The 22,046-nt window shown below is 72.6% G+C and carries 18 protein-coding genes; 9 read left to right on the top strand and 9 right to left on the bottom strand.

Translation table 11 applies throughout. From position 1 onward, the window contains the following. Positions 1 to 21 precede the first annotated feature (21 nt). The 6 genes from AB0F56_RS05485 to AB0F56_RS05460 all read right to left on the bottom strand — a co-directional run bounded on the left by AB0F56_RS05485 (position 22) and on the right by AB0F56_RS05460 (position 8,892). Positions 22 to 1,437, bottom strand: coding sequence for a citrate:proton symporter (locus AB0F56_RS05485; RefSeq protein WP_362004272.1), 1,416 nt, complete (start codon positions 1,435 to 1,437; stop codon positions 22 to 24). 161 nt (positions 1,438 to 1,598) lie between these two features. Continuing rightward, on the bottom strand, positions 1,599 to 3,806 hold the full coding sequence (locus AB0F56_RS05480; protein WP_362004269.1) for a molybdopterin oxidoreductase family protein: 2,208 nt from the start codon (positions 3,804 to 3,806) through the stop codon (positions 1,599 to 1,601). Between the two features lie 133 nt (positions 3,807 to 3,939). Next, a complete protein-coding gene (locus AB0F56_RS05475; RefSeq protein WP_362004266.1) occupies positions 3,940 to 4,572 on the bottom strand; it encodes a TetR/AcrR family transcriptional regulator in 633 nt (210 codons plus the stop codon). Positions 4,573 to 4,655: 83 nt separating this feature from the next. Further along, a complete protein-coding gene (locus AB0F56_RS05470) occupies positions 4,656 to 5,951 on the bottom strand; it encodes a hypothetical protein (protein WP_362004264.1) in 1,296 nt (431 codons plus the stop codon). After that, entirely contained in the window at positions 5,948 to 6,778 is an 831-nt protein-coding gene (locus tag AB0F56_RS05465; protein ID WP_362004262.1) for a hypothetical protein, read from the bottom strand. Before AB0F56_RS05465 ends, AB0F56_RS05470 begins: the two co-directional genes overlap by 4 nt. Beyond that, positions 6,775 to 8,892: a right-handed parallel beta-helix repeat-containing protein gene (locus tag AB0F56_RS05460; RefSeq protein ID WP_362004259.1), complete on the bottom strand. Its 2,118-nt coding sequence runs from the start codon at positions 8,890 to 8,892 to the stop codon at positions 6,775 to 6,777. The genes AB0F56_RS05465 and AB0F56_RS05460 overlap by 4 nt, the downstream gene beginning before the upstream one ends. Positions 8,893 to 9,112: 220 nt before the next feature. Between AB0F56_RS05460 and hmgA the strand changes: the two genes are divergently transcribed. From hmgA to AB0F56_RS05445, 3 genes are all read left to right on the top strand, one after another. After that, positions 9,113 to 10,435: a homogentisate 1,2-dioxygenase gene (gene hmgA / locus AB0F56_RS05455; protein ID WP_362004257.1), complete on the top strand. Its 1,323-nt coding sequence runs from the start codon at positions 9,113 to 9,115 to the stop codon at positions 10,433 to 10,435. Between the two features lie 29 nt (positions 10,436 to 10,464). Then, positions 10,465 to 11,214, top strand: coding sequence for a GntR family transcriptional regulator (locus tag AB0F56_RS05450; RefSeq protein ID WP_362004254.1), 750 nt, complete (start codon positions 10,465 to 10,467; stop codon positions 11,212 to 11,214). A gap of 154 nt (positions 11,215 to 11,368) precedes the next feature. After that, positions 11,369 to 12,526, top strand: a complete 1,158-nt coding sequence (locus tag AB0F56_RS05445) for a type ISP restriction/modification enzyme (protein ID WP_362005094.1) — start codon at positions 11,369 to 11,371, stop codon at positions 12,524 to 12,526. Positions 12,527 to 12,531: 5 nt separating this feature from the next. Here AB0F56_RS05445 and AB0F56_RS05440 read toward each other — a convergent pair whose 3' ends face one another. After that, positions 12,532 to 13,278, bottom strand: coding sequence for a TetR/AcrR family transcriptional regulator (locus tag AB0F56_RS05440; protein WP_362004252.1), 747 nt, complete (start codon positions 13,276 to 13,278; stop codon positions 12,532 to 12,534). A gap of 63 nt (positions 13,279 to 13,341) precedes the next feature. Between AB0F56_RS05440 and AB0F56_RS05435 the strand changes: the two genes are divergently transcribed. The 3 genes from AB0F56_RS05435 to AB0F56_RS05425 all read left to right on the top strand — a co-directional run bounded on the left by AB0F56_RS05435 (position 13,342) and on the right by AB0F56_RS05425 (position 16,367). Beyond that, positions 13,342 to 14,280 (top strand): ATP-binding cassette domain-containing protein, encoded by a 939-nt coding sequence (locus tag AB0F56_RS05435; protein ID WP_362004250.1) that lies wholly within the window; start codon positions 13,342 to 13,344, stop codon positions 14,278 to 14,280. Further along, complete coding sequence (locus AB0F56_RS05430; RefSeq protein ID WP_362004249.1) at positions 14,277 to 15,104, top strand: ABC transporter permease; 828 nt, start codon at positions 14,277 to 14,279, stop codon at positions 15,102 to 15,104. The genes AB0F56_RS05435 and AB0F56_RS05430 overlap by 4 nt, the downstream gene beginning before the upstream one ends. Positions 15,105 to 15,170: 66 nt before the next feature. Further along, entirely contained in the window at positions 15,171 to 16,367 is a 1,197-nt protein-coding gene (locus AB0F56_RS05425) for a CaiB/BaiF CoA-transferase family protein (protein WP_362004246.1), read from the top strand. A 122-nt stretch (positions 16,368 to 16,489) separates the two neighbouring features. On the opposite strand, the gene AB0F56_RS05420 is transcribed toward AB0F56_RS05425, so the two are convergent. Then, positions 16,490 to 16,753, bottom strand: coding sequence for a hypothetical protein (locus tag AB0F56_RS05420; protein ID WP_362004244.1), 264 nt, complete (start codon positions 16,751 to 16,753; stop codon positions 16,490 to 16,492). Between the two features lie 368 nt (positions 16,754 to 17,121). On the opposite strand from AB0F56_RS05420, the gene AB0F56_RS05415 reads away from it, so the two are divergent. Then, the gene (locus AB0F56_RS05415; RefSeq protein ID WP_362004241.1) at positions 17,122 to 18,750 is read left to right on the top strand and encodes a serine/threonine-protein kinase; all 1,629 of its coding nucleotides are present in this window, start codon (positions 17,122 to 17,124) and stop codon (positions 18,748 to 18,750) included. On the opposite strand, the gene AB0F56_RS05410 is transcribed toward AB0F56_RS05415, so the two are convergent. Beyond that, positions 18,734 to 19,540, bottom strand: coding sequence for an SGNH/GDSL hydrolase family protein (locus AB0F56_RS05410; RefSeq protein WP_362004238.1), 807 nt, complete (start codon positions 19,538 to 19,540; stop codon positions 18,734 to 18,736). The two genes, AB0F56_RS05415 and AB0F56_RS05410, sit on opposite strands and share 17 nt — an antisense overlap. Before the next feature lie 639 nt (positions 19,541 to 20,179). On the opposite strand from AB0F56_RS05410, the gene AB0F56_RS05405 reads away from it, so the two are divergent. Next, on the top strand, positions 20,180 to 21,019 hold the full coding sequence (locus AB0F56_RS05405; protein WP_362004236.1) for a glycosyltransferase family 2 protein: 840 nt from the start codon (positions 20,180 to 20,182) through the stop codon (positions 21,017 to 21,019). After that, a complete protein-coding gene (locus tag AB0F56_RS05400; protein WP_362004233.1) occupies positions 21,016 to 22,032 on the top strand; it encodes a glycosyltransferase family 2 protein in 1,017 nt (338 codons plus the stop codon). The genes AB0F56_RS05405 and AB0F56_RS05400 overlap by 4 nt, the downstream gene beginning before the upstream one ends. Positions 22,033 to 22,046 lie beyond the last annotated feature (14 nt).

Here is a 22,046-nt window from a genome sequence, read left to right as displayed (position 1 = left end):
TCACCCCAGGGCCATCGCGGGCTAGATGATCCCGAAGAGGATCCCCGCCGCCAGGACCACCAGCGAGGTGAGCGCCGCCCACTTCACGGTGAACCGGGTGTGGTCGCCGAACTCGACCTTCGCCATGCCGACCAGCACGTACACCGCCGGGACCAGCGGGCTGGACATGTGCAGCGCCTGACCGACGATCGAGGCCCGGGCGATCTCCAGCGGCGACACGCCGTGCGCCGCGCCTGCCTCGGCGAGGACCGGCAGCACCCCGAAGTAGAAGCCGTCGTTCGACATGAAGTACGTGAGCGGGAGGCTCAGCACGCCGGTGACCAGCGCCATGTGCGGGCCCATGCCCTCCGGGATCGCGCCCACGAGCCAGTCGGCCATGTGCTTGACCATGCCCGTGCCGGTGAGGACTCCGGTGAAGACGGCGGCGGCGAAGACCATGCCGGCCACGTTGAGCACGTTCTCGGCGTGGGCCGCGATCCGGGCCTTCTGGTCGGCCATCTTCGGGTAGTTGACCGAGAGCGCGAGGGCGGCGCCGAGGAGGAAGAGGACCGGGATCGGCAGCAGTTCGAGGATCATCGCGGTCAGCAGCGCGACGGTGAGGCCGGCGTTGAACCAGTACAGCTTGGGCCGGAGCGTCGGCCGGTCCGGGTCGAGCCCCTGGAAGCCTCCGCCGGCCGCCTCGGAGCCGGGCGCCTCGGAGCCGGGCGCACCGGAGCCGGAAGCGGAACCGGACGACTCCACCGCACCCGCGCCCGTACCGCCGCCGCCCGCCTTGACCAGCACGGTCTCCGTCTGCGGTTCGAGGACCTCGTCCAGGGTGAGGTAGCCGATGCGCTTGCGCTCGCGCAGGCCGAGGACGTACGCGAGGCCGAAGACGAAGAGCAGGCCCACGCCGAGCGCCGGGATCATCGGGACGAAGATGTCGGCGGCGTCCACCTTGAGGGCGGTCGCGGCGCGAGCCGTCGGGCCGCCCCAGGGCAGGGTGTTCATGACGCCGTTGGCGGTGGCCGCGACGCCGGTCATGACGACCAGGCTCATCCCGAGCCGCTTGTAGAGCGGGTACATCGCCGAGACGGTGATCATGAAGGTGGTGGAGCCGTCGCCGTCGAGCGAGACGATCGCGGCGAGCACCGCCGTACCGACCACCACACGTACCGGGTCGGCCTTGCAGAAGCGCAGGATCCCCCGGACGATCGGGTCGAAGAGGCCGACGTCGATCATCACGCCGAAGTAGACGATGGCGAACATGAGCATCGCGGCGGTGGGCGCGAGCTTCTCCACCCCGTCGATGACGTAGTCGCCGAGTTGGGCGCCCTGCCCGACGGCCACGCAGAACAGCGCGGGGATCAGCACGAGCGCCGCGATCGGCGACATCTTCTTCGTCATGATCAGGACCAGGAAGGTCGCGATCATGGCGAAGCCGAGGACGGTCAGCATGGGAGGACACCTCACGTTCACCCTTGAACTCACACCGGGGCGGCTCGCTCCGGTGCGGCGGTCCGGATGACGTTAGGTGGCCTCTTCTGCCGTTAACAAGACGTTGACGCGTGAGCAATACGAGCAAAAGACCAGGTCAACGCCGGGCTATGAACGCCGGGCTATGACAGTGGCGCCAGCTCCACGGGGAAACCGTTGAGCACGGCGGTGCCGGAGAGCGGGTCGAGCCGGGAGCCGTCGAGGAGCTGGTTGACGTTGACGCCGGGGCGGGCGGCGGCGACCGCCAGCCGGGTGCCGGACCGGTCGTGGCCCCAGCCGTGCGGCAGGCTCACCACCCCGCTCCGTACGGCGTCGGTGATCTCCACCTCGACCTCCAGGGCGCCGCCCTCCGCCGCGATCCGGGCGGGCTTGCCGTCGGCGAGGCCGAGCCGGTCGGCGTCGGCCGGGTGGACCTGGAGGGTGCACCGGTTCGAACCGCTGTTGAGGGACGGCGCGTTGTGCAGCCAGCTGTTGTTGGAGCGCAGGTGACGGCGGCCGACCAGGACGAGGCCGCCCGGCTCGGCGTCGAGGGCCGCGCGCAGCCGGGGCAGGTCGGCCGCGATCGGGGCGGGGAGCAGCTCCACGCGCCCGCTGCGGGTCTTGAGGAGCCCGGGGAGCCGGGGCCGCAGGGGGCCGAGGTCGATGCCGTGCGGCGCCGCGCGCAGGTCGTCGAGGGTGAGGTCGTACGGGCCGAGGCGGAGCATCAGGTCGAGGCGCCGTTCGGGCCCCGTCGCGCCGCTCAGCCCGGCGGCGACGGCCTTGGGGTCGGCGCCGTGGACGGGCGAGTGCGGTTGGGTGACGGCCTTGGCGAGGGTGCTGTCGATGGCGAGGTCGTCGACGGCGGAGGGCGGGGCACCGTTCATCCCCGAGACGGCGAGGATCAACCGGGCGTGGATCTCGCACTCGTCCATGCGTCCCTCTTCCAGAGGGACGGCGGCCGGGGTGAAACGAGCCTGGTTGCGGACGGCGAATCCGTTGAAGGCGAAGTCGAAGTGGGCGCTCCGCGAGGGGGGCGGCGGGGGGAGGACGACGTCGGCGTGACGGGTGGTCTCGTTGAGGTACGGGTCGACGGCGACCATGAAGTCGAGGGTGCCGAGCGCCCGGTCGAGGCGGAGCCCGTCGGGGGCGGACAGGACGGGGTTGGCGGCGAGCGTGATGACCGCGCGGATGCGCCCGGCGTCCTCCGTGGCGCCCTCCGTCTCGATCTCCTCGGCGAGCGCCGCCATGGGGAGTTCGCCCTTGGCCTCGGGGTGGCCGGAGACCCTGCTGGTCCAGCGGCCGAGCGCGAAGCCCTTGCCGGGGCCGGCGGGTCGGGGTGCGGGGGCGGTGGCGGAGAGCGGGAAGAGCGCGCCGCCGGGCCGGTCGAGGTTGCCGGTGAGGACGTTGAGGACGTCGACCAGCCAGTTGGCGAGGGTGCCGTACGCGACGGTGGAGCTGCCCATCCGGCCGTAGACGGCCGCCGTGGGCGCGGCGGCGAGCTCGCGGGCGACGGTACGGATCGTGGCGGCGTCCACGTCGCAGGCGGCGGCGACGGCCTCGGGTGTGAATTCCCGTACCGCCTCCCGTACCGCCTCGATGCCCTCGACGTGGTCGGCGAGCGGGCCGGGGTCGGCGAGACCCTCGGCGAAGAGGGTGTGCACGAGCGCGGCGAGGAAGAGGGCGTCGGCGCCGGGGCGGATGGCGAGGTGACGGTCGGCGAGCCGGGCGGTGCGCGTGCGGCGCGGGTCGACGACGGTGAGGGTGCCGCCGCGCTTGCGCAGGGCCTTGAGCTTGCCGGGGAAGTCGGGGGCGGTGCAGAGGCTGCCGTTGGAGTCCAGCGGGTTGGCGCCGAGCATCAGCAGGTGGTCCGTGTGGTCCAGGTCGGGGACCGGGATGGCGAAGGGGTCGCCGTAGAGCAGCCCGCTGGAGACGTGCTTGGGCATCTGGTCGAGCGTGGAGGCGGTGAACAGGTTACGGGTGCGCAGGGCGCCGATCAGCAGCGGCGGGTAGAGGGCGCCGGCCATGGTGTGGACGTTCGGGTTGCCGAGCACGAGGCCCACCGCGTTCGGACCGTACGTCTCGATCAGGGGCCGGATCCGGGCGGCGATGGTCTCGAACGCCTCGTCCCAGGTGGCCTCCTGGAGCCTGCCGTCCTTGCGGACGAGGGGCCCGGCGAGCCGGTCGGGGTCCGCGTCGACCTCGCCGAAGGAAGCACCCTTGGGGCAGATGAAGCCCTGGCTGAAGACGTCGTCACGGTCACCGCGCGCGCCGGTGATCGTGGTTCCGTCGAGGGTCAGGGTCAGCCCGCAGGTGGCTTCGCAGAGGGGGCAGATGCGCAGGGCGGTGGACATGGCGGACTCCCTGGAGCGGCGACGGTGGCGCGCGGGCACCTGTGAGCATACCGACCGGTAGGGACGGTGGGGAGGGTCCGTCGGGACGCAGGTCTGCCGGAGGGTACCGCCGGTGCGTAGGCCCGCCGAGCCGTCAGCTCAGGGAGGGCGCGAGGTAGGCGTAGAGGAGTTGCCTCGTCTCGGCGATGAGCGCGGGGTCGCCGGACGGGGCGGTGCGGAAGGCGAGTTGGAGCAGCGCGTCGGCCGCTTCGACCCCGACCAGGACCTTGCGGCGCAGCGCCTCGTCGGCGGTGCGGCCGAGATGGTCGGCGAGGAGACCGCAGAGCCGGTCGGCGACGAGGTGGTTGGCGTCGCCTGATTCCCCCTCGGCGGCACCCTCGTCGACGGTGGGCGCGGGGACACCGAAGTCGACGAGCGCGAAGCCCGGGACGGTGCGCTTCATCGCGATGTACTCGTCCAGGACGCCGTCGATCGCGCTGTACGCGTCGACCCGGCCGGTCGCGGCGAGGCGGGCGGAGATCCGCTCGGCGTAGCGGTCGAGGTTGCGGTGGGCGAGGGCGTCGGCCATCGCGCGCTTGTTGCCGAAGAAGCGGTAGACGGAGCCGATGGGGACGCCCGCGCGCACGGCGACCGCGCGGGTGCTCAGCTGCTCGTAGCCGGTCTCGTCGAGGAGTTCGGCGCAGGCGTCGAGGATCCGGGCGAGGCGCTCGGCGCTGCGCTGCTGGACGGGGGTGCGGCGGAGGGATGGCTGGGGCACGGGGTCCATGATGCCGCTCCGTTCCCGATCGGGTCAGGCGATGGGCGGGGGCGCGCGACGAGCGACACACGCGGCGGGCGGGTGGGCGCGGGTCAGGCGATGAGCAGGCCGATGCCGCCGAGGGTGTACGCGATCATCAGCGCGAACAGGGGAAGTTGGCCGGCCACGGCCCGCGCGGGCGGGAAGAGGCGCACGGCGCGGTCGTGGGCGGCCACGACGCCCAGGACGTGGCCGGTGACGATGGCGGTGACCTGGAGGGTGGCGAGGGCGCCGGGGCCCAGCGGTGGGGCGGGTGCGGGGGCGTTGTCAGTGCCCGCTGCCATCATGACGGTACGTGGTCCTTCGGTGACGAAGAGTGTGAAGTAGTGGGCGACGAGATAACCGAGGGCGATGGGCAGGAGGGAGTGGGCGAAGGAGGTGAGCGGGCTGGCGAGTGCGCGGGACATCAGGCGGAGGGTGCCCGCGCAGAGGCCGTAGAGGGCGGCCACCAGGGCGATGGCGGCGAGGAGGCCGAGGGTGGCGGTGGCGGTCGGACCGAGGGAGGAGGTCTGGAGGGTGGTGATCCAGCGGGGGTTGTCGGAGACGCCGTCGTAGGCGGTCGAGCCGAGCAGGACGCAGACGGTGGCGACGAGGCCGGGGACCGGCGGGGTGGAGTCGAGGCCGTTGAAGGGGGAGCGCAGGACGAGTCGGCCGTCGGCCCGGCGGCCGAGCGGGGAGAGCCGGGCGAGGAGGGCGGAGTAGACCTCGAAGGGGTCGGCGTGGGCGAACCAGTCGGGGCCGTGGCGGGCGGCGCCGAGGAGGCCGGCGGCCGTGAGGACGGCGAGGAAGGTCAGGAGGGTGGTGGTGGACGCGGGGTCGGGGGCCGCGAGTTCGAGCCAGGCGAAGAGGAGGAGGCTCGCGGCGGCGGGGCGGATGCCGAGACCGGCGGGCAGGGGGCGGGGTGCGCGGGCAGCGGGGAGCAGCGCGTGGACGGCGCGCAGGGGGTTGAGGAGCCGCCAGACGGGCCCGAGGAGAAGGGAGGCGGGGACGAGGCCCACCCAGAGCAGGACGTAGACGGCGCCGGGTGCGGGGTTGCGGTCGGGGTCGTCGGGACCGAGGAGGAGGTACAGGAGGACGGCGGTCGCGGCGGCCGCGCCGACGACGCGCAGTGCGGTACGGGTGGCCGGGGCGTCGGCGAGGCGCTGGACGGCGGCGGGCAGCGGGCGGCCCGCCCGGTCGCCCCGGAACCGGGAGGTGGGCCAGAGCAGGCCGAGGGCCAGGAAGGAGACGAAGAGCGCGGCGAAGGCTCCCGCGTAGGCGTAGAAGGGCGAGAGCGGGAGATCGTGCTGGGAGCCGATGCCGTGGGCGAGGAGGTGGGCGGGGGTCGGCGGGTGCGCGGTGTCGGTCACCGGACGACGAGCTGGGTCAGGAGGAGGCCCGAGCCGTGGGTCTCGACCTCGAAGAGGCCGGTGCGGTCGGCGGTGAAGGTGAGGGTGCCGGGTTCGCCCGGGGTGAGGGGCAGTTCGCGGTCGTAGCCGTGGACGTGGAGGGTGTCGGCGCGGTCGGCGGTGACGCGGAGGGTGAGCTGCTCGCCCTTCTTCAACTCGACGCGGGCAGGGGGTGGTTGGACGGACTCTCCGGTGACGGTGATCTCGACGGTACGGCCGGGGGCAGGAGCGGTGGTCCGGGGCGCGGCGGTCGTGGGGGCCGCGGTCGTCGTCGGAGCGGTGCCGGCCCCGGCGGCCGTGGGGGTGGCGCCGGTCGTGAGGGGGACGGTGGCCTCGATCGGCTTGCCCGCGACCGCCCAGACCGTGTGGTCGTCGGCGTGGAGCCGGACGGTGACCGAGCGGGCGCCGGGCGGGAGGTGGTGCCAGGGGCCGTAGACCCGGCCGGCCTCCTTGCCGTCGGCGAGGAGCCGGGCGTGGCCCCGGCCCGGGATGGCCGCGCCGCCGACGCTCTCGGGGGTGAAGCGGAACCTCTCCACGGTGAGGTGGATGTTCCAGCCGCCCTCGGAGTCGGGCCGCGCCTCGACGCGTACGGCGGGGGCTCCTTCGGCCGGTACCTCCCGCAGCCGGTGCCCGGCCTCGTCCGTCGCCGCGAGCAGGGTGCCGCTGCCGCCGGTGGCCTCCTGGTGGCTGGTCCCCGGCTTGTGGTGGGTCGTCGCCCGCCCGCCGCACCCGGTGGCGGTCAGGGCGAGGGCGAGGACCACCCCCGCCAGAGCAGCCGCCCGCCTCACGCGGCACCCCCGTCGCCGGCCCCGTCGTTCGCCTGGCGCGCCGCCGCAGTCACCGGCGTCGGGTCCGGCTCCGGGGCGGGTTCGTGGTCGCCCGCTTCCCCGGGGGTGCGGCGGCCGGCGGCGATCACGGCCCACAGGACCCAGACCACCGCGAGGAGCCCGCGCAGCCAGGCGGGGCTGAGGGGGATCCAGGGGATCATCAGGACGGCCTTGTCGAAGGCGTCGAGGAGGGTGAGGGCGCCGAGCGCGAGGGTGGTCCAGGCGAAGGCGGGGCGGGTCGGGCGCAGCGCGAGACCGACCACGGTCCACCAGGCGCCGATCAGGAGGAGTGCGAGCGCCGGGAGCGGGCCGGAGGCGAGGCCGAGGGTGGAGCCGGCCACGTCCAGGGCCAGGCCCACGAGCCCCAGGAGGGTCGCGATCCCCGCGAGCCGGTGGCCGCGGAGCCTGCGCCACCACAGGGCGCCGCCCACGAGGGCGAGGACGACGGCGACCCCCAGGGCGAGCTGGGTCTCGACGCGCTGGATGCCCCGCGCGCCGTACCAGTCGCAGCCGGCGGGCAGTCGGCGCGCCTGGACGTTGTAGTCGGCGCACACCAGGAGGTGGGCGAGCTTGGCCGGTTCGCCGACGAGCCGGTCGGTGTTCCCGGAGACCTGGCCGCGCCGCTTCCCGCACTCGGGCAGGGCGCCGGGGCTGGAGGCCCCCGCCGGCTTGCCCTCGGCCTGCCAGCAGTTGCCGCCGCCCTGCCCGTCCCACCACACGTCCGTGCGGTTGGGCCGGGAGGCGCCGGAGCGGTCGACGCCCAGGTGGTTGCCGGCGTAGCGGTTGTGGTGGGAGGTGTCGGTCTGCTTGCCCCAGGCCGACTCGCCCCGGATGAAGGCGGGGACGGCGCTCAGGAAGAAGGCGGCGCGCTGGTGTCCGTACACCCAGTTGTTCTCGTACAGGTTCCAGTTGCCGCCCGCCGTGATGACGCCGGTGCCCGGCGGCATCGAGATCTGCGGGCAGACGACGCCCTGTTCGTAGCCGCGCTCGACCGGGGCCTTGGCGCAGGTGCCGTCGGCGACGTACCGGTAGTAGTTCTGGTTGTTGTCGTGGATCAGGTTCCGCTCGAAGCGGGCGTGGTTCTGCGGGAGTCCGGGGTGGCCGGGGAAGGCGGAGTCCATGGAGGCGCCGCCCATGTTGTGGTCGAACTCGTTGTCGTGGACGTAGACGGAGTCTCCGGCCGTGCCGCTGTAGCCGACCATGTTGTGGTGGCTGCGGCAGCCGGTGATCTCGATGGAGTAGCGCGGGACGTCGTAGCCGCGGCCGTCGTTGATGTCGGAGGCCGAGCCGGGGTAGATGCCGGAGTCGCCGTTGCCGTACGACTCGCAGTTCTTGTACAGGCCGTGGTCGGAGGCGAAGGTCAGGAAGCCGTACTCGTCGTTCCACCGGGTGAGCACGTTGTCGATCACGAAGCCGTCGGCGGCGAGGACGTACAGCGAGTTGAAGGTGGTGCGCTGGGCGGTGAAGTTGCGGAAGTAGACACCGTCGGAGGCGTCGGCGCGCAGCGCGTTGAGCTTGGTGTACTTCGCGTCGAAGACGACGTCCAGGCGGGAGGCGCCGGTGCCCTCGATCTGGAGGTTCTTCTTGCCGAGGATGGCGACCAGGTTCTGGTTGTGCGGGCACTGCTTCTGCTGCTCGTACGACAGGATCTGATAGCCGAGCGCCGACTTGGGGGCCTTCAGCGCGGCGCAGGCGCCGGTCGGCGCGGGCTGCGAGGGCTCCTCCTCGTACAGGCCGGGCAGGACGGCGATGGTCGTCCCGGGCCGGTCGACGGCGTCGACGGCCTGCTGGAGATGGCGGTAGCCGCTGCGCGCGCAGCGGTCGAAGAGGGCCAGGTTCCGGGCCTTCAGCTCGGCCGGGAAGCCGGAGATCCGGCGGTCGAAGTCGGCCCGGTCGGTCTTGCAGACCAGGAGATCGGGCTCCCCGGTACGGAGCGTCGGCACGCTGCCGGTGCCGTCGGGGAAGGTGACGGGCCGCTCCTCGTGGGCCTGGGCCCCGGGGGCGGTGACAAGGGCGGCGACGAGCGCCGCGAGAACGACCGAGAGCGCGACAAGGAGCCTGCGGGTCCACGACATGCGCGTGAGAGTAGAGCATTGTTCATCTTTTGGAACCCCTCATGCACACATCACGTCGAACCGAGACCTCGGAGACCCTCGCGGACCCTCGGAGCCCTCCGGAGCCCTCCGGAGCCCTCCGGAGATCCCTGGAGGCCCCTGGCGCCCCGTTGACGTGAGCGGGCGCGGAATCCTACGGTCATGCATAGGATTGTTTTGGGCGTCAGGACAGGAGCGTGCGATGACCACGGAGAACACCGAGCGGGCGAGAAAGACGGCCGACGGACTCCAGTACTCCACCGGCTTCGGCAACGAGCACACCTCCGAGGCGGTCCCCGGCGCGCTGCCGCACGGCCGCAACGCGCCGCAGCGCGCGCCCCTCGGCCTCTACGCGGAGCAGCTGAGCGGCAGCGCGTTCACCGAGCCGCGCGCCCACAACCACCGCTCGTGGCTGTACCGGATCCGCCCCTCGGCCGCGCACCCCCCGTTCACCCGGATCGAGAACGGCGCCGTCCGCTCCGCGCCGTTCACCGAGACCGTCCCCGACCCCAACCGGCTGCGGTGGAACCCGCTCCCCGACCCGGCGCCCGGCACGGACTGGCTGGCCGGCCTCTGGACGCTCGGCGGCAACGGCGACGCCACGCAGCGCACGGGCATGGCGGTGCACCTGTACCACGCGAACGCCTCCATGGAGCGGGTCTTCAGCGACGCCGACGGCGAGCTGCTGATCGTCCCCGAGCGCGGCGGCCTGCTCCTCCGGACCGAACTCGGCCTGCTCGCCGCCCACCCCGGCGAGATCGCCCTGATCCCCCGGGGCGTCCGCTTCCGCGTCGAGCTCCTCGACGCGACCGCCCGCGGCTACGTCTGCGAGAACTACGGCGCGCCCTTCCAGCTCCCCGACCTCGGCCCGATCGGCGCCAACGGCCTGGCGAACGCCCGCGACTTCCGCGCGCCCGTCGCCGCGTACGAGGACGTGGAGGGCCCGGTCGAGGTCGTCAACAAGTTCTGCGGCAACCTCTGGTCCGCGACGTACGACCACTCCCCGCTCGATGTCGTCGCCTGGCACGGCAACCACAGCCCGTACGTCTACGACCTGCGCACCTTCAATGTCATCGGGTCGATCTCGTACGACCACCCGGACCCGTCGATCTTCACGGTCCTCACCTCGCCGACCGACACCCCCGGTCTCGCGGGCGTCGACTTCGTCGTCTTCGCCCCGCGCTGGCTGGTGGGCGAGGACACCTTCCGGCCGCCGTACTTCCACCGCAACGTGATGAGCGAGTACATGGGCCTCATCGAGGGCGCGTACGACGCGAAGGCCGAAGGCTTCGTCCCGGGCGGCGGGTCCCTCCACAACATGATGTCCGCGCACGGCCCCGACCGGGAGACCTTCGACAGGGCGAGCGCCGCCGAGCTGAAGCCGCAGAAGATCGACGACGGTCTTGCCTTCATGTTCGAGACCCGCTGGCCGGTGACCGCCACCGCCCAGGCGGCCGGCGCCGACCACCTGCAGAACGCATATGACAACGTATGGCAGGGTCTTCAGCGCCACTTCCGGCCGTAGAGTCTCGCTGTCGTCGTACGGAGAACGCCGTGACCGCCTTCGCTCCCGACTCGCTGGTCCTGAACCGCAAGCTGCCGCTCTGGTATCAGGTCTCGCAGTCGCTGCGCGCCTCCATATTGGGCCGCACGCCCGACGCGTCGCTGCGGCTGCCCACCGAGGAGCAGCTCGCCGCGCACTACGGCGTGAGCGTGCTGACGATGCGGCAGGCCCTGAAGGAGCTGGAGCAGGAGGGCCTGATCAGCCGGCACCGGCGGCGCGGCACCTTCATCGAGCCGGGCGCCCGGCGCGCCTCCCCGCGCCGGCTGCTCGGTTCGATCGACGCGATCGTGGCCCAGCAGTCCGGCGAACGGACCACCGTCCTCGACCACGGCACCGAGCCGGTGCCGGGTGAGCTCGCCGAGTTCTTCCCCGATGTGGCGGAGGTGGTCGCGTACAAGCGGCTGCGGCGCGACGGGGAGAGCGGTGAGCCCACCAACTGGGCGGAGAACGCGGTACGTCCGGACGTGGCGGCCGGGCTCGACCCGGCCGATCTGGAGCGCTGGCCGATGACGAAGGTGCTGCGGGACGTGGTGGGGGTCAGGATCAGCCGGATCACGGACACGGTCGAGGCCCGGCTCGCCGACCCGGAGACGGCGGCCCTCCTCCAGGTGCCGCTGCTCTCGCCGATCCTGCACTACACGGGCGTCACGTACGACAAGGACGGCCGGGTCGTGGACGTGGCCCGGATCCGCTACCGGGGCGACCGCTTCTCCTTCACGGTGACGGTCGAGGCGCAGTGAGCCACCGGGACGGTGGTGGAGGCGTCGCACCGAGCCTGAGCCACCGGTCACCGTGACGGTCAAGGCACTCTGGAGGCCCACGGAGCCCGCTCGCTAGCATCCGAGGGTGACCCGAGACGTACCGCTGGACGACGCGCCCCTCCTGGACGAGCTGATGCCGTGGTCCGTCGCGCCCCTGCGGCTCGGCCGCTCCTGGGTCGTGGCGCCGGACGTCCGCACCCTGCGCGAGCGCTGGAACCGGCTGGTCGCCGCGGGCCCCCAGGAGCGCGAGGAGCTGTTCCGGCCCAGCCGGGCGCGTACGCCGTCGAGTTCGGTGGCCGCACTGCCCGGGCAGCGGACGAGCACGGTCCGGTTCGCCCGTGAGACCGGCCCTGCCCCGGAGCCGGTGCGGCTCGCCCACGGGCCCTTCGACGAGCAGTGGCTGCTCCCCGACCACCGGCTCATCGACACCGCGCGCCCCGAACTGTGGCGGGTCGCGGACGAACGGCAGCTCTTCGCCGTCGAGCAGGGGTACGTGCCGGGCGCGGCCGGCCCCGCGCTGCTCGTGACGGCCGCGCTGCCGGCCGGCCGCTCCCCCGCAGGACGCCCGGGCCGGATCCGCCCGCTGTTCCGCCGTCCCGGAGGCGAGGAGCCGAACCTCGCGCCCGGCCTGCTGCCCTGGCTGAGCGAGCGGTACGGGACCCGGGTCACCGCGCCCGACGTGCTCGCCTGGGCCGTGGCCGCCGCCCACCCCTCCCCCGCGGGCTGTCGCGTCCCGCTCCCGGCGGACCCGGACGTCTGGGCGGCGGGCGTGGAACTCGGCCGCGGGCTCAGGGACATCCAGCTGCGGGGCGCCCGGGGCGGCGAGCGCCCCCGGCTGCCCGGCGGCCGCCGCCCCTACGTCCGGGCACCGATCCCGGCCCGGCCGGCCACGCTCGCGTACGAGCCCGGGGAGGAGACCCTGACCCTCGACGACGGCAGGATCTCCCCCGTACCGGCCGAGGCCTGGGACTTCCAGGTGGGTGGCGTACGGATGCTGGAGCAGTGGTTCACGCACCGCACCGCGCCCGCCGAGCCCGGCTCCCTGGAGGCGATCGGCCCGGCGGCCTGGCCGCAGGAGTGGACCTCCGAACTCCTGGAGCTCATCACCGTGCTGGCCCTGCTCGCCGCCCGGGGCGCGGAGCGCACGGAGCTCCTCACGGAGGCGCCGCTCCTTCCCCGGACGGCGCTGCGCGACGCGGGCGTCCTGCCCGTACCGGCCGCGGCCCGCCGCCCCGCCTCCGTACTGGACCACCAGGAGGAGGGCCCGGAGGGCCAGTTCGCCCTGCTCTAGGCGGACTAGCCCCGGACGAACGAGTCGATCGCGCGCCCCAGCGTGCGGTCGAAGATCTCCTCGGGGTCGAGCCGCTCGACCCCGGCCTCGCCGATCACCGCCGCCAGCCTGGGGTAGTCGCCGCCCGCGAGACGGCCGGCGAGGTAGGCCCCGCGTACGGCCTGCTCCTGCTCCTCGGACCAGGGCAGGCCGCGGGCGCGTTCGGCGAGGGCGAGTTCGTTGGCGACGATCGTCATCACGGTGCCGTTGACGGTCGCGATCAGCTCCATCTTCGTGCCGCCGGGCAGGTCCAGACCGTCCAGGCAGGCCAGGCAGGCCTCCAGGAAACGCAGGGCGTTCGGGCCGAAGGCGTACCCGGTCGTCATCAGCCTGATGACCCACGGGTGGCGGTGCAGGATGCCCCGCGCCTGCCGGCCCACCTGGAGCATGTCCGCGCGCCAGTCCCCCCTGGGGGTCCCCCCTGCCCCCTCGGGGCTAGGGGGAGGGTCGGGGAGTTCGTACTCGCCGCTGACGGCGTCGACCATCAGCTCGTACAGATCCTCCTTGCGCGGCACGTAGTTGTAGAGCGACATCGTGCCGCAGCCGATGTCGGCCGCGATCCGTCGCATGGAGAGCGCCTCGATGCCGTCGGCGTCGGCGATGCGCACGGCGGCCGCCACGATGTCGGCCCTGCTGTACGCCGGTTTGGGGCCGCGGCCCGTGCGCTCGGGGCGCGCCCAGATCACTTCCGGTTCGGCCGCTCGGCCCGCCATGGATCATCACCTCGCCCACCATCTTAGTTACGTACACCGTACGTAGTGCGGTATGGTCACGCCATGACTACTACGTACGCTGTACTTAGTGAGGGTCTGCAGAAGCGATACGGCGACGTCCGTGCCCTGCGCGGGCTCGATCTGGCGGTCCCCGAGGGCACCGTCTGCGGGGTCCTCGGCCCCAACGGCGCGGGCAAGACGACCGCCGTGCGGGTGTTGACCACGCTGGTCGTCCCGGACGCGGGCAGCGCGCGGGTCGCCGGGTGCGACGTGGTGCGCGACCCGGCGGGGGTACGGAAGCGGATCGCGGTCACCGGGCAGTCCGCCTCGGTCGACGGCGACCTCTCCGGCGCCGAGAACCTCCGGCTCTTCGCACGGCTGCTGCGCGCCCCGCGCGCCCGCGCCGACGAACTCCTCGACCAGTTCGGGCTCACCGAGGCGGCAGGCCGGCCCGCGCGCACCTACTCGGGCGGGATGCGACGCCGGCTCGACCTCGCGGCGAGCCTGCTCATGCCGCCGCGGGTCCTCTTCCTCGACGAGCCCACGACCGGGCTCGACCCGCACAGCCGGAACGGGATCTGGGACGCCGTACGGGGGTTGGCGTCCCAGGGCACGACCGTGCTGCTGACCACGCAGTACCTGGAGGAGGCCGATCAGCTCGCCGACGACATCGTGCTGATCGACGAGGGCCGGGCCGCCCATCGCGGCACCCCGGCCGAGCTCAAGGCGCTGATCGGGAGCTGGGCGGAGGTCGTGGTCGCCGATGTCCGGCACCTCGACGCGGCGGCGGCCGTCCTCGACCAGCTCACCGGCTCGGCCCCGGCGCTCGACGCCGAGCGCCGCGCGGTCGGCGCGGTCACCACGGACACCACGCTCACCCTCCCCCGGATCGTCCGCGAGATCGACGCGGCCGGGGTCCCGCTCATCGACGCGTCCCTGCGTCCGCCCACCCTCGACGAGGTGTTCCTCCGCCTCACCGACCGGAAGGAGCTCGCCGCATGAGCGCGCTCGCCCACGACAAAAGGGAAGGTGCGCGCGAAGCGCTCTCTGGAAGGGTGGTGGTGGGAGACGGGTGGGCCGTCCTCGGCCGGCACCTGCAGAAGGTCCGCCGGGCCCCGGCGATCACCGTCATGACGCAGACGATGCCGATCGTCTTCCTGCTCTTCTTCGGGTACGTGTTCGGCAGCGCGCTCGCCATGCCCGGCGCGGAGTACCGGGCCTACCTGGTGCCGGGTCTGCTCGTGGCGACGGCGGCGGGCGGGGTGATGACGGGGATGTTCCAGGCCGCGCAGGACTCGCACCGGGGCGTGATGGACCGCTTCCGGACGATGCCGGTCAGCCGGGCGGCCGTTCCGCTCGGACAGGCCGTCGCCGATCTGCTGACCAGCGCGGTCGGCATGATCCCGCTGATCCTCGTGGGGCTCGCGATGGGCTGGCGGATCGAGGGCACGGCCCTGGAGGCGCTGACGGCGTTCGGGCTGCTGCTGCTCTTCCGGTTCGCGGCCACGTGGGTGGGGATCCTGCTCGGGCTCGCCTCGCGGAGCGAGGAGGCGGCGGGGCAGCTGGGCAGCGCCACGTTCATGCTGCCGCTGCTCTCCAACGCGTACATCCCGACCGAGAACATGGCGGGCTGGCTGCGGACGGTCGCCGAGTGGAACCCGATCTCGGCGGTCACGACGGCGGTACGGCAGCTCTTCGGCAACGCGGCCGTCCCGGCGGACGCGGCCTGGCCGGTGGCCCATCCGGTGGCCGGTTCGCTGCTCTGGTCGCTCGCGCTGATCGCGGTGTTCGCGCCGCTGGCGGTACGGCGGTACGCGCGCGGGTGACGCGGGGCGCCCGCGTGACGAGCGCGACGGTGACAGCGCCCCGTCGGCAGGGTAGGCAGGGCTGTCATGAGCACTCAGCCACTCCCCCTGGCGGGGATCACGGTCGTCGCGGTCGAGCAGGCCGTCGCCGCCCCCTTCGCCACCCGCCAGCTCGCCGATCTGGGCGCCCGGGTCATCAAGATCGAGCGCCCGGACGGCGGTGATTTCGCGCGGGGTTACGACACGGCGGCCCGGGGGCTCGCCTCGCACTTCGTGTGGTGCAACCGGGGCAAGGAGTCGGTCGCCGTCGACCTGAAGGACGGGCGCGGTCTCGACCTGGTCCGCCGGCTCGTGGCCGGCGCGGACGTCTTCGTACAGAACCTGGCGCAGGGCGCGGCGGCCCGGCTCGGTCTGGACGCGGCCACCCTGTGCGCCGCGCATCCCCAGCTGATCGCCGTGGACGTGTCGGGGTACGGGCCGGGCGGGCCGTACGCGCACAAGCGGGCGTACGACATGCTCGTGCAGTGCGAGGCGGGGCTCGTGTCGGTGACCGGGACGGCGGAGCAGCCGGTGAAGTCGGGGATCCCGGCGGCCGACATCGCGGCCGGGATGTACGCGTACGCGGGTGTCCTCGCCGCGCTCGTGCGGCGCGGGACGACCGGGCGGGGCGGCCCTGTGGAGGTGTCGCTGCTCGACTCGCTGGCCGAGTGGATGGGGCATCCGCTGCACCACGGGATGCATGGAGGCACTGCCCCGGCGCGCACGGGGCTCGCGCACGCCGTCATCGCCCCGTACGACGCCTATCCGACGGCCGACGGGAGCCTGGTGCTGCTGTCCGTCCAGAACGACCGCGAGTGGCGGCGGCTGGCCGAGCAGGTCCTCGATCGGCCGGATCTGGCGGAGGATCCGGCCTTCGCGACGAACACGGCCCGGGTGGCCGGCCGAGCGGCGACGGACGCGGCGGTGGCTGGTGCGCTCGCGCCGCTGACTGCGGCGGAGGCGCTGGCGCGGCTCGACGCGGCGGGGATCGCGTGCGCGCGGTTGAACACGGTGGCGGACCTGGCGGAGCATCCGCAGCTGGCGGCGCGGGAGCGCTGGCGGGAGGTGGGGTCGCCGGTGGGGCCGTTGAGGTCGCTGGTGCCGCCGGTCACGTTCCCGGACGGGCCGGACGCACCGATGGGGCGTGTGCCGGGTCTTGGTGACGACACGGACGTCGTGCTGGGGGAACTGGGTGTCCCCCCTGAGGAGCTGCGGGCGCTACGGGCGGACGGTGTCGTGGCGTGACGCCCCACGGGGTGGGCACGCCTTGGCCCGGGGCGGGCGCGCTCGCCGGGGTGAAAGCCCACCCCGTTCCGCCTCGGCGGAACGAAGGTTCACTGACACCCCTGCCGGTCGGACCCTCTTCCTCAGCCCCGGCTGCCGAAGAGGCTTCGGCGGAGGCGGCGAAGGGGGGCGAAGAGCGAGACGCGCGCGCTCTTGTGACGGCGGGTCCGCGTGGCGTCGCGCGAGGTCAGCTCGCGCATCAGCAGCGTCGCCTCGGCCGCTTCACGCTGGGGCACGACGGGGCCGCCGAGCACCGCGAGATGACGGTCGAGCCGCGAACTGGTCGCACTGCTCCCGCATGTGATGGCAGGCACTCGCGGCCTGCTGCGCATTGCTATCTGTTCCATGACACTCCCCACCCTAACGAGGGCACCCGGCCCGGGCAGGTTAACCCTATCGCTCCGCTGTGACACTCGTGTATCCCGCCGGCGGGATTCACCACACTCGTACGGGGGTTGACGACTACTGTCCGAATCCATCTGATTTCAGGGTGAGTTGGACAGGGCTCGAACACCTGCCGAACCGTCATGAACCATCCTGCGCACAAGGCCGTCATCTGTCGCCACCTGACGGTGTGTGATCTCCGCCACCAAGATCACCCCGCTTTCTCCACGGGGCGTTCGAAGTCCGCGGCCCGGGGGCAGAAATGCTCCACCGGGGCCGATCGGGACGACCGAGTCAGCCGACCGGTGCCGACGACGGACGGGGACACGCCATGACCGTGATCGCGGGGCGGTACCGGCTCCTGGACGTCCTGGGGCAGGGCGGCATGGGCACGGTCTGGCGGGCCAGGGACGAGGCCCTGAACCGCGACGTGGCGGTGAAGGAGGTCCGCGCCCCGGCGGGGCTGAGCGGCGCCGACGAGCAGCGGCTGTACGCGCGCCTGGAGCGCGAGGCCTGGGCGGCCGCCCGGATCGCGCACCGGAACGTGGTGACCGTCTACGACGTGGCCACCGAGGACGGCCGCCCATGGATCGTGATGGAGCTGGTCCACGGCCTGACCCTCTCCGAGGTCCTGGACGCGGAGGGGCCGATGCCGCCGCAGCGCGCCGCGCTCGTCGGCGCCGAGGTCCTCGCGGCCCTGCGCGCCGCGCACGAGGCCGGGGTGCTGCACCGGGACGTGAAGCCGGGCAACGTCCTGCTCGCCAACGACGGCCGGGTCGTGCTGACCGACTTCGGGATCGCGGCGGTGGAGGGGACCTCCCCGCTGACGATGACGGGCGAGCTGATCGGCTCGCCCGAATTCCTCGCCCCTGAGCGGGCGTTGGGCCGCACGCCCGGCCCTGCCTCGGACCTGTGGTCGCTCGGGGTGCTGCTGTACGCGGCGGTGGAGGGCGGTTCGCCGTTCCGCCAGGACACGCCGCTCGCCACCCTGCGGGCCGTGGTGGACGAGGAGCTTCCGCCGCCGCGTCGCGCGGGGGCGCTCGCGCCGGTCATCGAGGGCCTGTTGCGGAAGGAGCCGGGCGACCGGCTCCAAGCGGAGGTGGCAGAGCGGCAGTTGAGACTCGTGGGTGCGGGAGGCTCGCCCCGGTCGGGACCGGTGAGCTCGGAGCCGTACGGCGCGAACGGCGCGAGCGGCGGCGCATCGGAAGCAGAACAGGACCGGCCCGCGCCCCGGAGCGCATCCCCGAGCCCGACTCCGCCCCTTCCGCTCCCGGTTCCGGCTCCGCGTGATCCGGCGCCGGAGGATCGGTCCGGGCGGGCGGTCGCCGTTCTCGCGACGGGGGTGGTTCTGCTGCTGCTCGCCGTGGGCGGGCTGACGTACGCGCTGCTGCGGAACCAGGACGGCGGCGGCAAGGGCGGTGGCCCGGTGACGAGTTCTCCGGCGACGGGCGCGCCCACGACCGGCTCCCCCACGACGGCGACCACCACGGCCCCCACGCCGACCCGCACGACGCCCTCGGCCACCACCGCACCGCCGGTGCCGACGGTCCTGGTGTACGTGCGGGCCGCGCGCGGCAGCTACAGCGGCGCGTGTCCGCCGGCCAAGGACCGGGCCCCGGCCTTCGCCGCCACGCTCACGGTGGGCCGGACGCCCGCCTCGGTGGAGTACCGCTGGGTCACGGAGAGCGGGGAGAGCTCGGCCGAGAAGGGCTGGCGGACGCTGGAGTTCCCGGCGGGCGGCCCCCAGGAGCAGAACGTCGAGCACACGGAGCTGACGTACCGGGCGGACGACACCTGGCGCGACCGGATCCGGATGGAGGTGCGCGCTCCGGTGGAGAAGAGTTCGAACTGGGTGGAGTTCTCGGTGACCTGCGAGCAGGTGACCCCGACCGGCGGGGCCACCCACCCGAGTGGTTCGACTACGCCTACCGCTGCGGCTACGGCTACGCCACAGCCCTGAAGCTGGGCAGATAGCCACCGGACTGACCGGCGGCGGTGGGGTGGTACGACTCGCCGATGTTGAGCCAGTTGACGCTGTGCAGCCAGGCTGCGCTGGAGCAGATCTCGTGGTTGGTGAAGGCGGGGACCACGCTGGCGAAGGTGTAGCCGTGGTCGGCCGCGCGCTTGGCGGTGGCCTCGTTGAGGATGTCCGAGCCCTCGTTGATGGCGCGCCGCTCGTTCTCGCTCAGGCCGGCGACGCAGCTGCCGCCGAGCTTGTAGAAGCGGGGGTAGCCGAGGACGACGACCCGGGCGTTCGGGGCCTTGGCTCTGATGGCCGAGTACACCGAGTCGAGATTGCCGGGCAGGGTGCTGGCGACGTACGCCTTGGCTTGATTCACACGGTTGATGCAGGCGGACTCCGACTGGAGGACGCAGGTGGTCATGACGTCGGCGAAGCCGGCGTCGTTGCCCCCGATGGTGAGGGAGACCAGGTCGGTGGCGGTGGAGAGGGGTCCGAGCTGACCGCTCGTGACATCACCCGTTCGGGCGCCCGAGCATGCCGTGAACGCGAACGACGAGGGTGAGTTCGCGTTCTTCCAGAGGACGGGGAAGGCCTTCGTGGAGCGCTTGCAGTCGCCGCTGGCGCTGTCGTAGCTCCCGGCTCCGACGCCGGAGGAGTACGAGTCGCCGAGCGCCACATAGTCGAGAGCGGCGGTTTCGGCGGCCTGTGCGGCTCCCGCCCCGGTGAGGGCGAGGACGGCACCGAGCAGGAGTGAGGACGAGAATGCCGCGAATCGGGACAGTTTCATGGAACCTCCCTGTAGCAGGATCACTGCGTTACTAGGTAGTAGCAGTTGATCCGGCCATGTTGGAAGTGTCCATGCCAAGAAGATTTGGCGAGATCTTGCCGACGCCCCGTCAGCGACCTCCGCCCGACCCTCAGCGTCCGTCAGCGACCGTCGAGATCCGGCCACCTGATGGATCATCCGTCGAAAAGAATTCGCACAACAATGCGCAGGAGTTCAATTCGACCTCAACAACACCACCAGAAAAGTGGATTGCGAAAAACCGATCGGGACGCTTCCACATCTGACCGACCAAGCCCGCCAATTACCGGAAACGGGAGCATCAGATCCAGGGCTTGCCATACAGTCGCATTCATCAATACCGTCGTACATCTCACCCGCATCGACCCGTCGCGCTACAGCTCAGGGGAGGGCTCAAGCGACGCGACGGTCACGGGGCGGGGCGCGGTAGGGGGGTGCTGGTCTCGGCGTGCGCATATGCCTGCGCCGGGTCGCGTGCCGCGCGGTTGAGATGCCGACCCACCCATGCCCGAACGGCGATCGATGCTGCTCGGACGGGGTGGGGACCCCCCTTTCGTAACCGGACAGACCACCGGACAGCCCGGGGGCGGGCGGTCCACCGGACGAGAGGGATACACCACCATGAGCTCATTCCTGCGCCCGGCCGTCAGCGGCCACGAAGCGATGGAGCAGAGCGATCAGCGCCGAATAGCGGCGCAATACAAGGCGATCACCTCGCATTTGGCGATCACGCCACCGGTGAGCGTCGTCATCCCCGCGATGAACGAAGCGGAAAATCTGCCTTACGTCTTCAAGTCCCTGCCGGACTGGATCCACGAAGTCGTTCTGGTCGACGGAAACTCCACCGACGACACCGTGCACGTGGCCAGGGAACTCCGGCCCGACGTCAAGGTCGTCAAGCAGGTCGGCAAGGGCAAGGGCGATGCGCTCATCAGCGGCTTCGCCGCCTGCACCGGCGACATCATCGTCATGGTCGACGCGGACGGCTCGGCCGACGGCCAAGAGATCGTCTCCTATGTCTCCGCGCTCGTCGGCGGCGCCGACTTCGCCAAGGGCTCGCGCTTCGCCAACGGCGGCGGTACGGACGACATGACGCCGATCCGCCGGCTCGGCAACTGGGCGCTGTGCGCCCTGGTCAACCGCAAGTTCGGGGCCCGCTACACCGACCTCTGCTACGGCTACAACGCCTTCTGGCGGCACTGCCTCGACAAGGTCACCCTGGACTGCACCGGCTTCGAGATCGAGACCCTGATCAACATCCGGGTCGTCAAGGCCGGCCTCAAGGTCCAGGAGGTGCCGAGCCACGAGTACCTGCGCATCCACGGCGTCAGCAACCTCAACGCCGTGCGCGACGGCATCCGGGTGCTCAAGGTCATCCTCAAGGAGAAGGGCGTGAGACGCGCGGCCCGCCGCCGGCCGACCGCCTTCTCCGTCAACGTTCCCCGGGGAGAGACATCTTGAATGGTCGTCAGTTCTCCGTCGTGATCTGCGTCTACACGGAGGAGCGCTGGGAGGACATCCTCGCGGCGGTCGACTCCGTACGGAACCAGTCGCGGCCGGCCCGGGAGATCCTGCTCGTGGTCGACCACAACGACCGGCTCCTGGCGCGGCTGACGGAACGGTTCACGGACGAGGAGGAGGTGCGGGTGCTCGCCAACGCGGGCCCCCGCGGCCTGTCCTCCGGACGCAACACCGGGATCGCCGTGTCCCGTACCGAGTTCGTGGCCTTCCTCGACGACGACGCCGTGGCCGAGCGGGACTGGCTGCGGTACCTCGCGTCGGGCTACGACGACCCGCGGGTCATGGCGGTCGGCGGCCGGACCCTGCCCGCCTGGGCCTCGGGCCGGCGGCCCGACTGGTTCCCCGAGGAGTTCGACTGGGTCGTCGGCTGCACGTACCGCGGCCTCCCGCCCGGCCGGGTCCGGGTGCGGAACGTGCTCGGCGGCAACGCCTCCTTCCGGCGTGCGGCCTTCGACGCCGCGGGCGGCTTCGCCACCGGCATCGGGCGGGACGGCGACCGGCGGCCGCTCGGCTGCGAGGAGACCGAGCTCTGCATCCGGCTCTCCCAAGTCCTCCCGGACGCGGTCCTGTTGATCGACGACCGGGCCGTCATCCACCACAAGGTCCCGGCCGTACGCGAGCGCTTCGGCTACTTCCGTACCCGGACGTACGCCGAAGGCCTCTCCAAGGCGCTCGTCTCCCGGAGCGTCGGCGCGGGCAAGGGGCTGGAGGCCGAACGGCGGTACACCACCCGGGTGTTGCCGGCCGGTGTCGTGCGCGGTGTGCGCGACGCGCTGCTCGGGCGACCGGGCGGCGCGGGCCGGGCGGGCGCGATCGTGGCGGGCGTGGCGATCGCGGCGGGCGGCTACGTCCGCGCGGCGGTGCGGGCGCGCGGCGGCGGGGCGACGTTCTCCTCGGGCCCGATCCCGAGCCTGCCGGAGGCGCAGAAGCCCGCTCCCGAGGTGGCCGCGTGAACGGACCCGTACCG

This window comes from Streptomyces sp. NPDC026092 (assembly GCF_040638605.1).
Classification (GTDB): Bacteria; Actinomycetota; Actinomycetes; order Streptomycetales; family Streptomycetaceae; genus Streptomyces.
The sequence above is the reverse complement of the archived record's forward strand: the minus strand, read 5'-3'. Positions and strand labels throughout refer to the sequence as shown.

Coding starts and splice junctions, on each gene's coding strand:
- AB0F56_RS05405 (WP_362004236.1), top strand. CDS start 20,180: ATGAGCTCATTCCTGCGCCCGGCCGTCAGCGGCCACGAAGCGATGGAG.
- AB0F56_RS05420 (WP_362004244.1), bottom strand. CDS start 16,753: ATGGAACAGATAGCAATGCGCAGCAGGCCGCGAGTGCCTGCCATCACA.
- AB0F56_RS05415 (WP_362004241.1), top strand. CDS start 17,122: ATGACCGTGATCGCGGGGCGGTACCGGCTCCTGGACGTCCTGGGGCAG.
- AB0F56_RS05425 (WP_362004246.1), top strand. CDS start 15,171: ATGAGCACTCAGCCACTCCCCCTGGCGGGGATCACGGTCGTCGCGGTC.
- AB0F56_RS05430 (WP_362004249.1), top strand. CDS start 14,277: ATGAGCGCGCTCGCCCACGACAAAAGGGAAGGTGCGCGCGAAGCGCTC.
- AB0F56_RS05460 (WP_362004259.1), bottom strand. CDS start 8,892: ATGTCGTGGACCCGCAGGCTCCTTGTCGCGCTCTCGGTCGTTCTCGCG.
- AB0F56_RS05480 (WP_362004269.1), bottom strand. CDS start 3,806: ATGTCCACCGCCCTGCGCATCTGCCCCCTCTGCGAAGCCACCTGCGGG.
- AB0F56_RS05475 (WP_362004266.1), bottom strand. CDS start 4,572: ATGGACCCCGTGCCCCAGCCATCCCTCCGCCGCACCCCCGTCCAGCAG.
- AB0F56_RS05435 (WP_362004250.1), top strand. CDS start 13,342: ATGACTACTACGTACGCTGTACTTAGTGAGGGTCTGCAGAAGCGATAC.
- AB0F56_RS05485 (WP_362004272.1), bottom strand. CDS start 1,437: ATGCTGACCGTCCTCGGCTTCGCCATGATCGCGACCTTCCTGGTCCTG.
- AB0F56_RS05445 (WP_362005094.1), top strand. CDS start 11,369: ATGCCGTGGTCCGTCGCGCCCCTGCGGCTCGGCCGCTCCTGGGTCGTG.
- AB0F56_RS05410 (WP_362004238.1), bottom strand. CDS start 19,540: ATGAAACTGTCCCGATTCGCGGCATTCTCGTCCTCACTCCTGCTCGGT.
- AB0F56_RS05440 (WP_362004252.1), bottom strand. CDS start 13,278: ATGGCGGGCCGAGCGGCCGAACCGGAAGTGATCTGGGCGCGCCCCGAG.
- hmgA (WP_362004257.1), top strand. CDS start 9,113: ATGACCACGGAGAACACCGAGCGGGCGAGAAAGACGGCCGACGGACTC.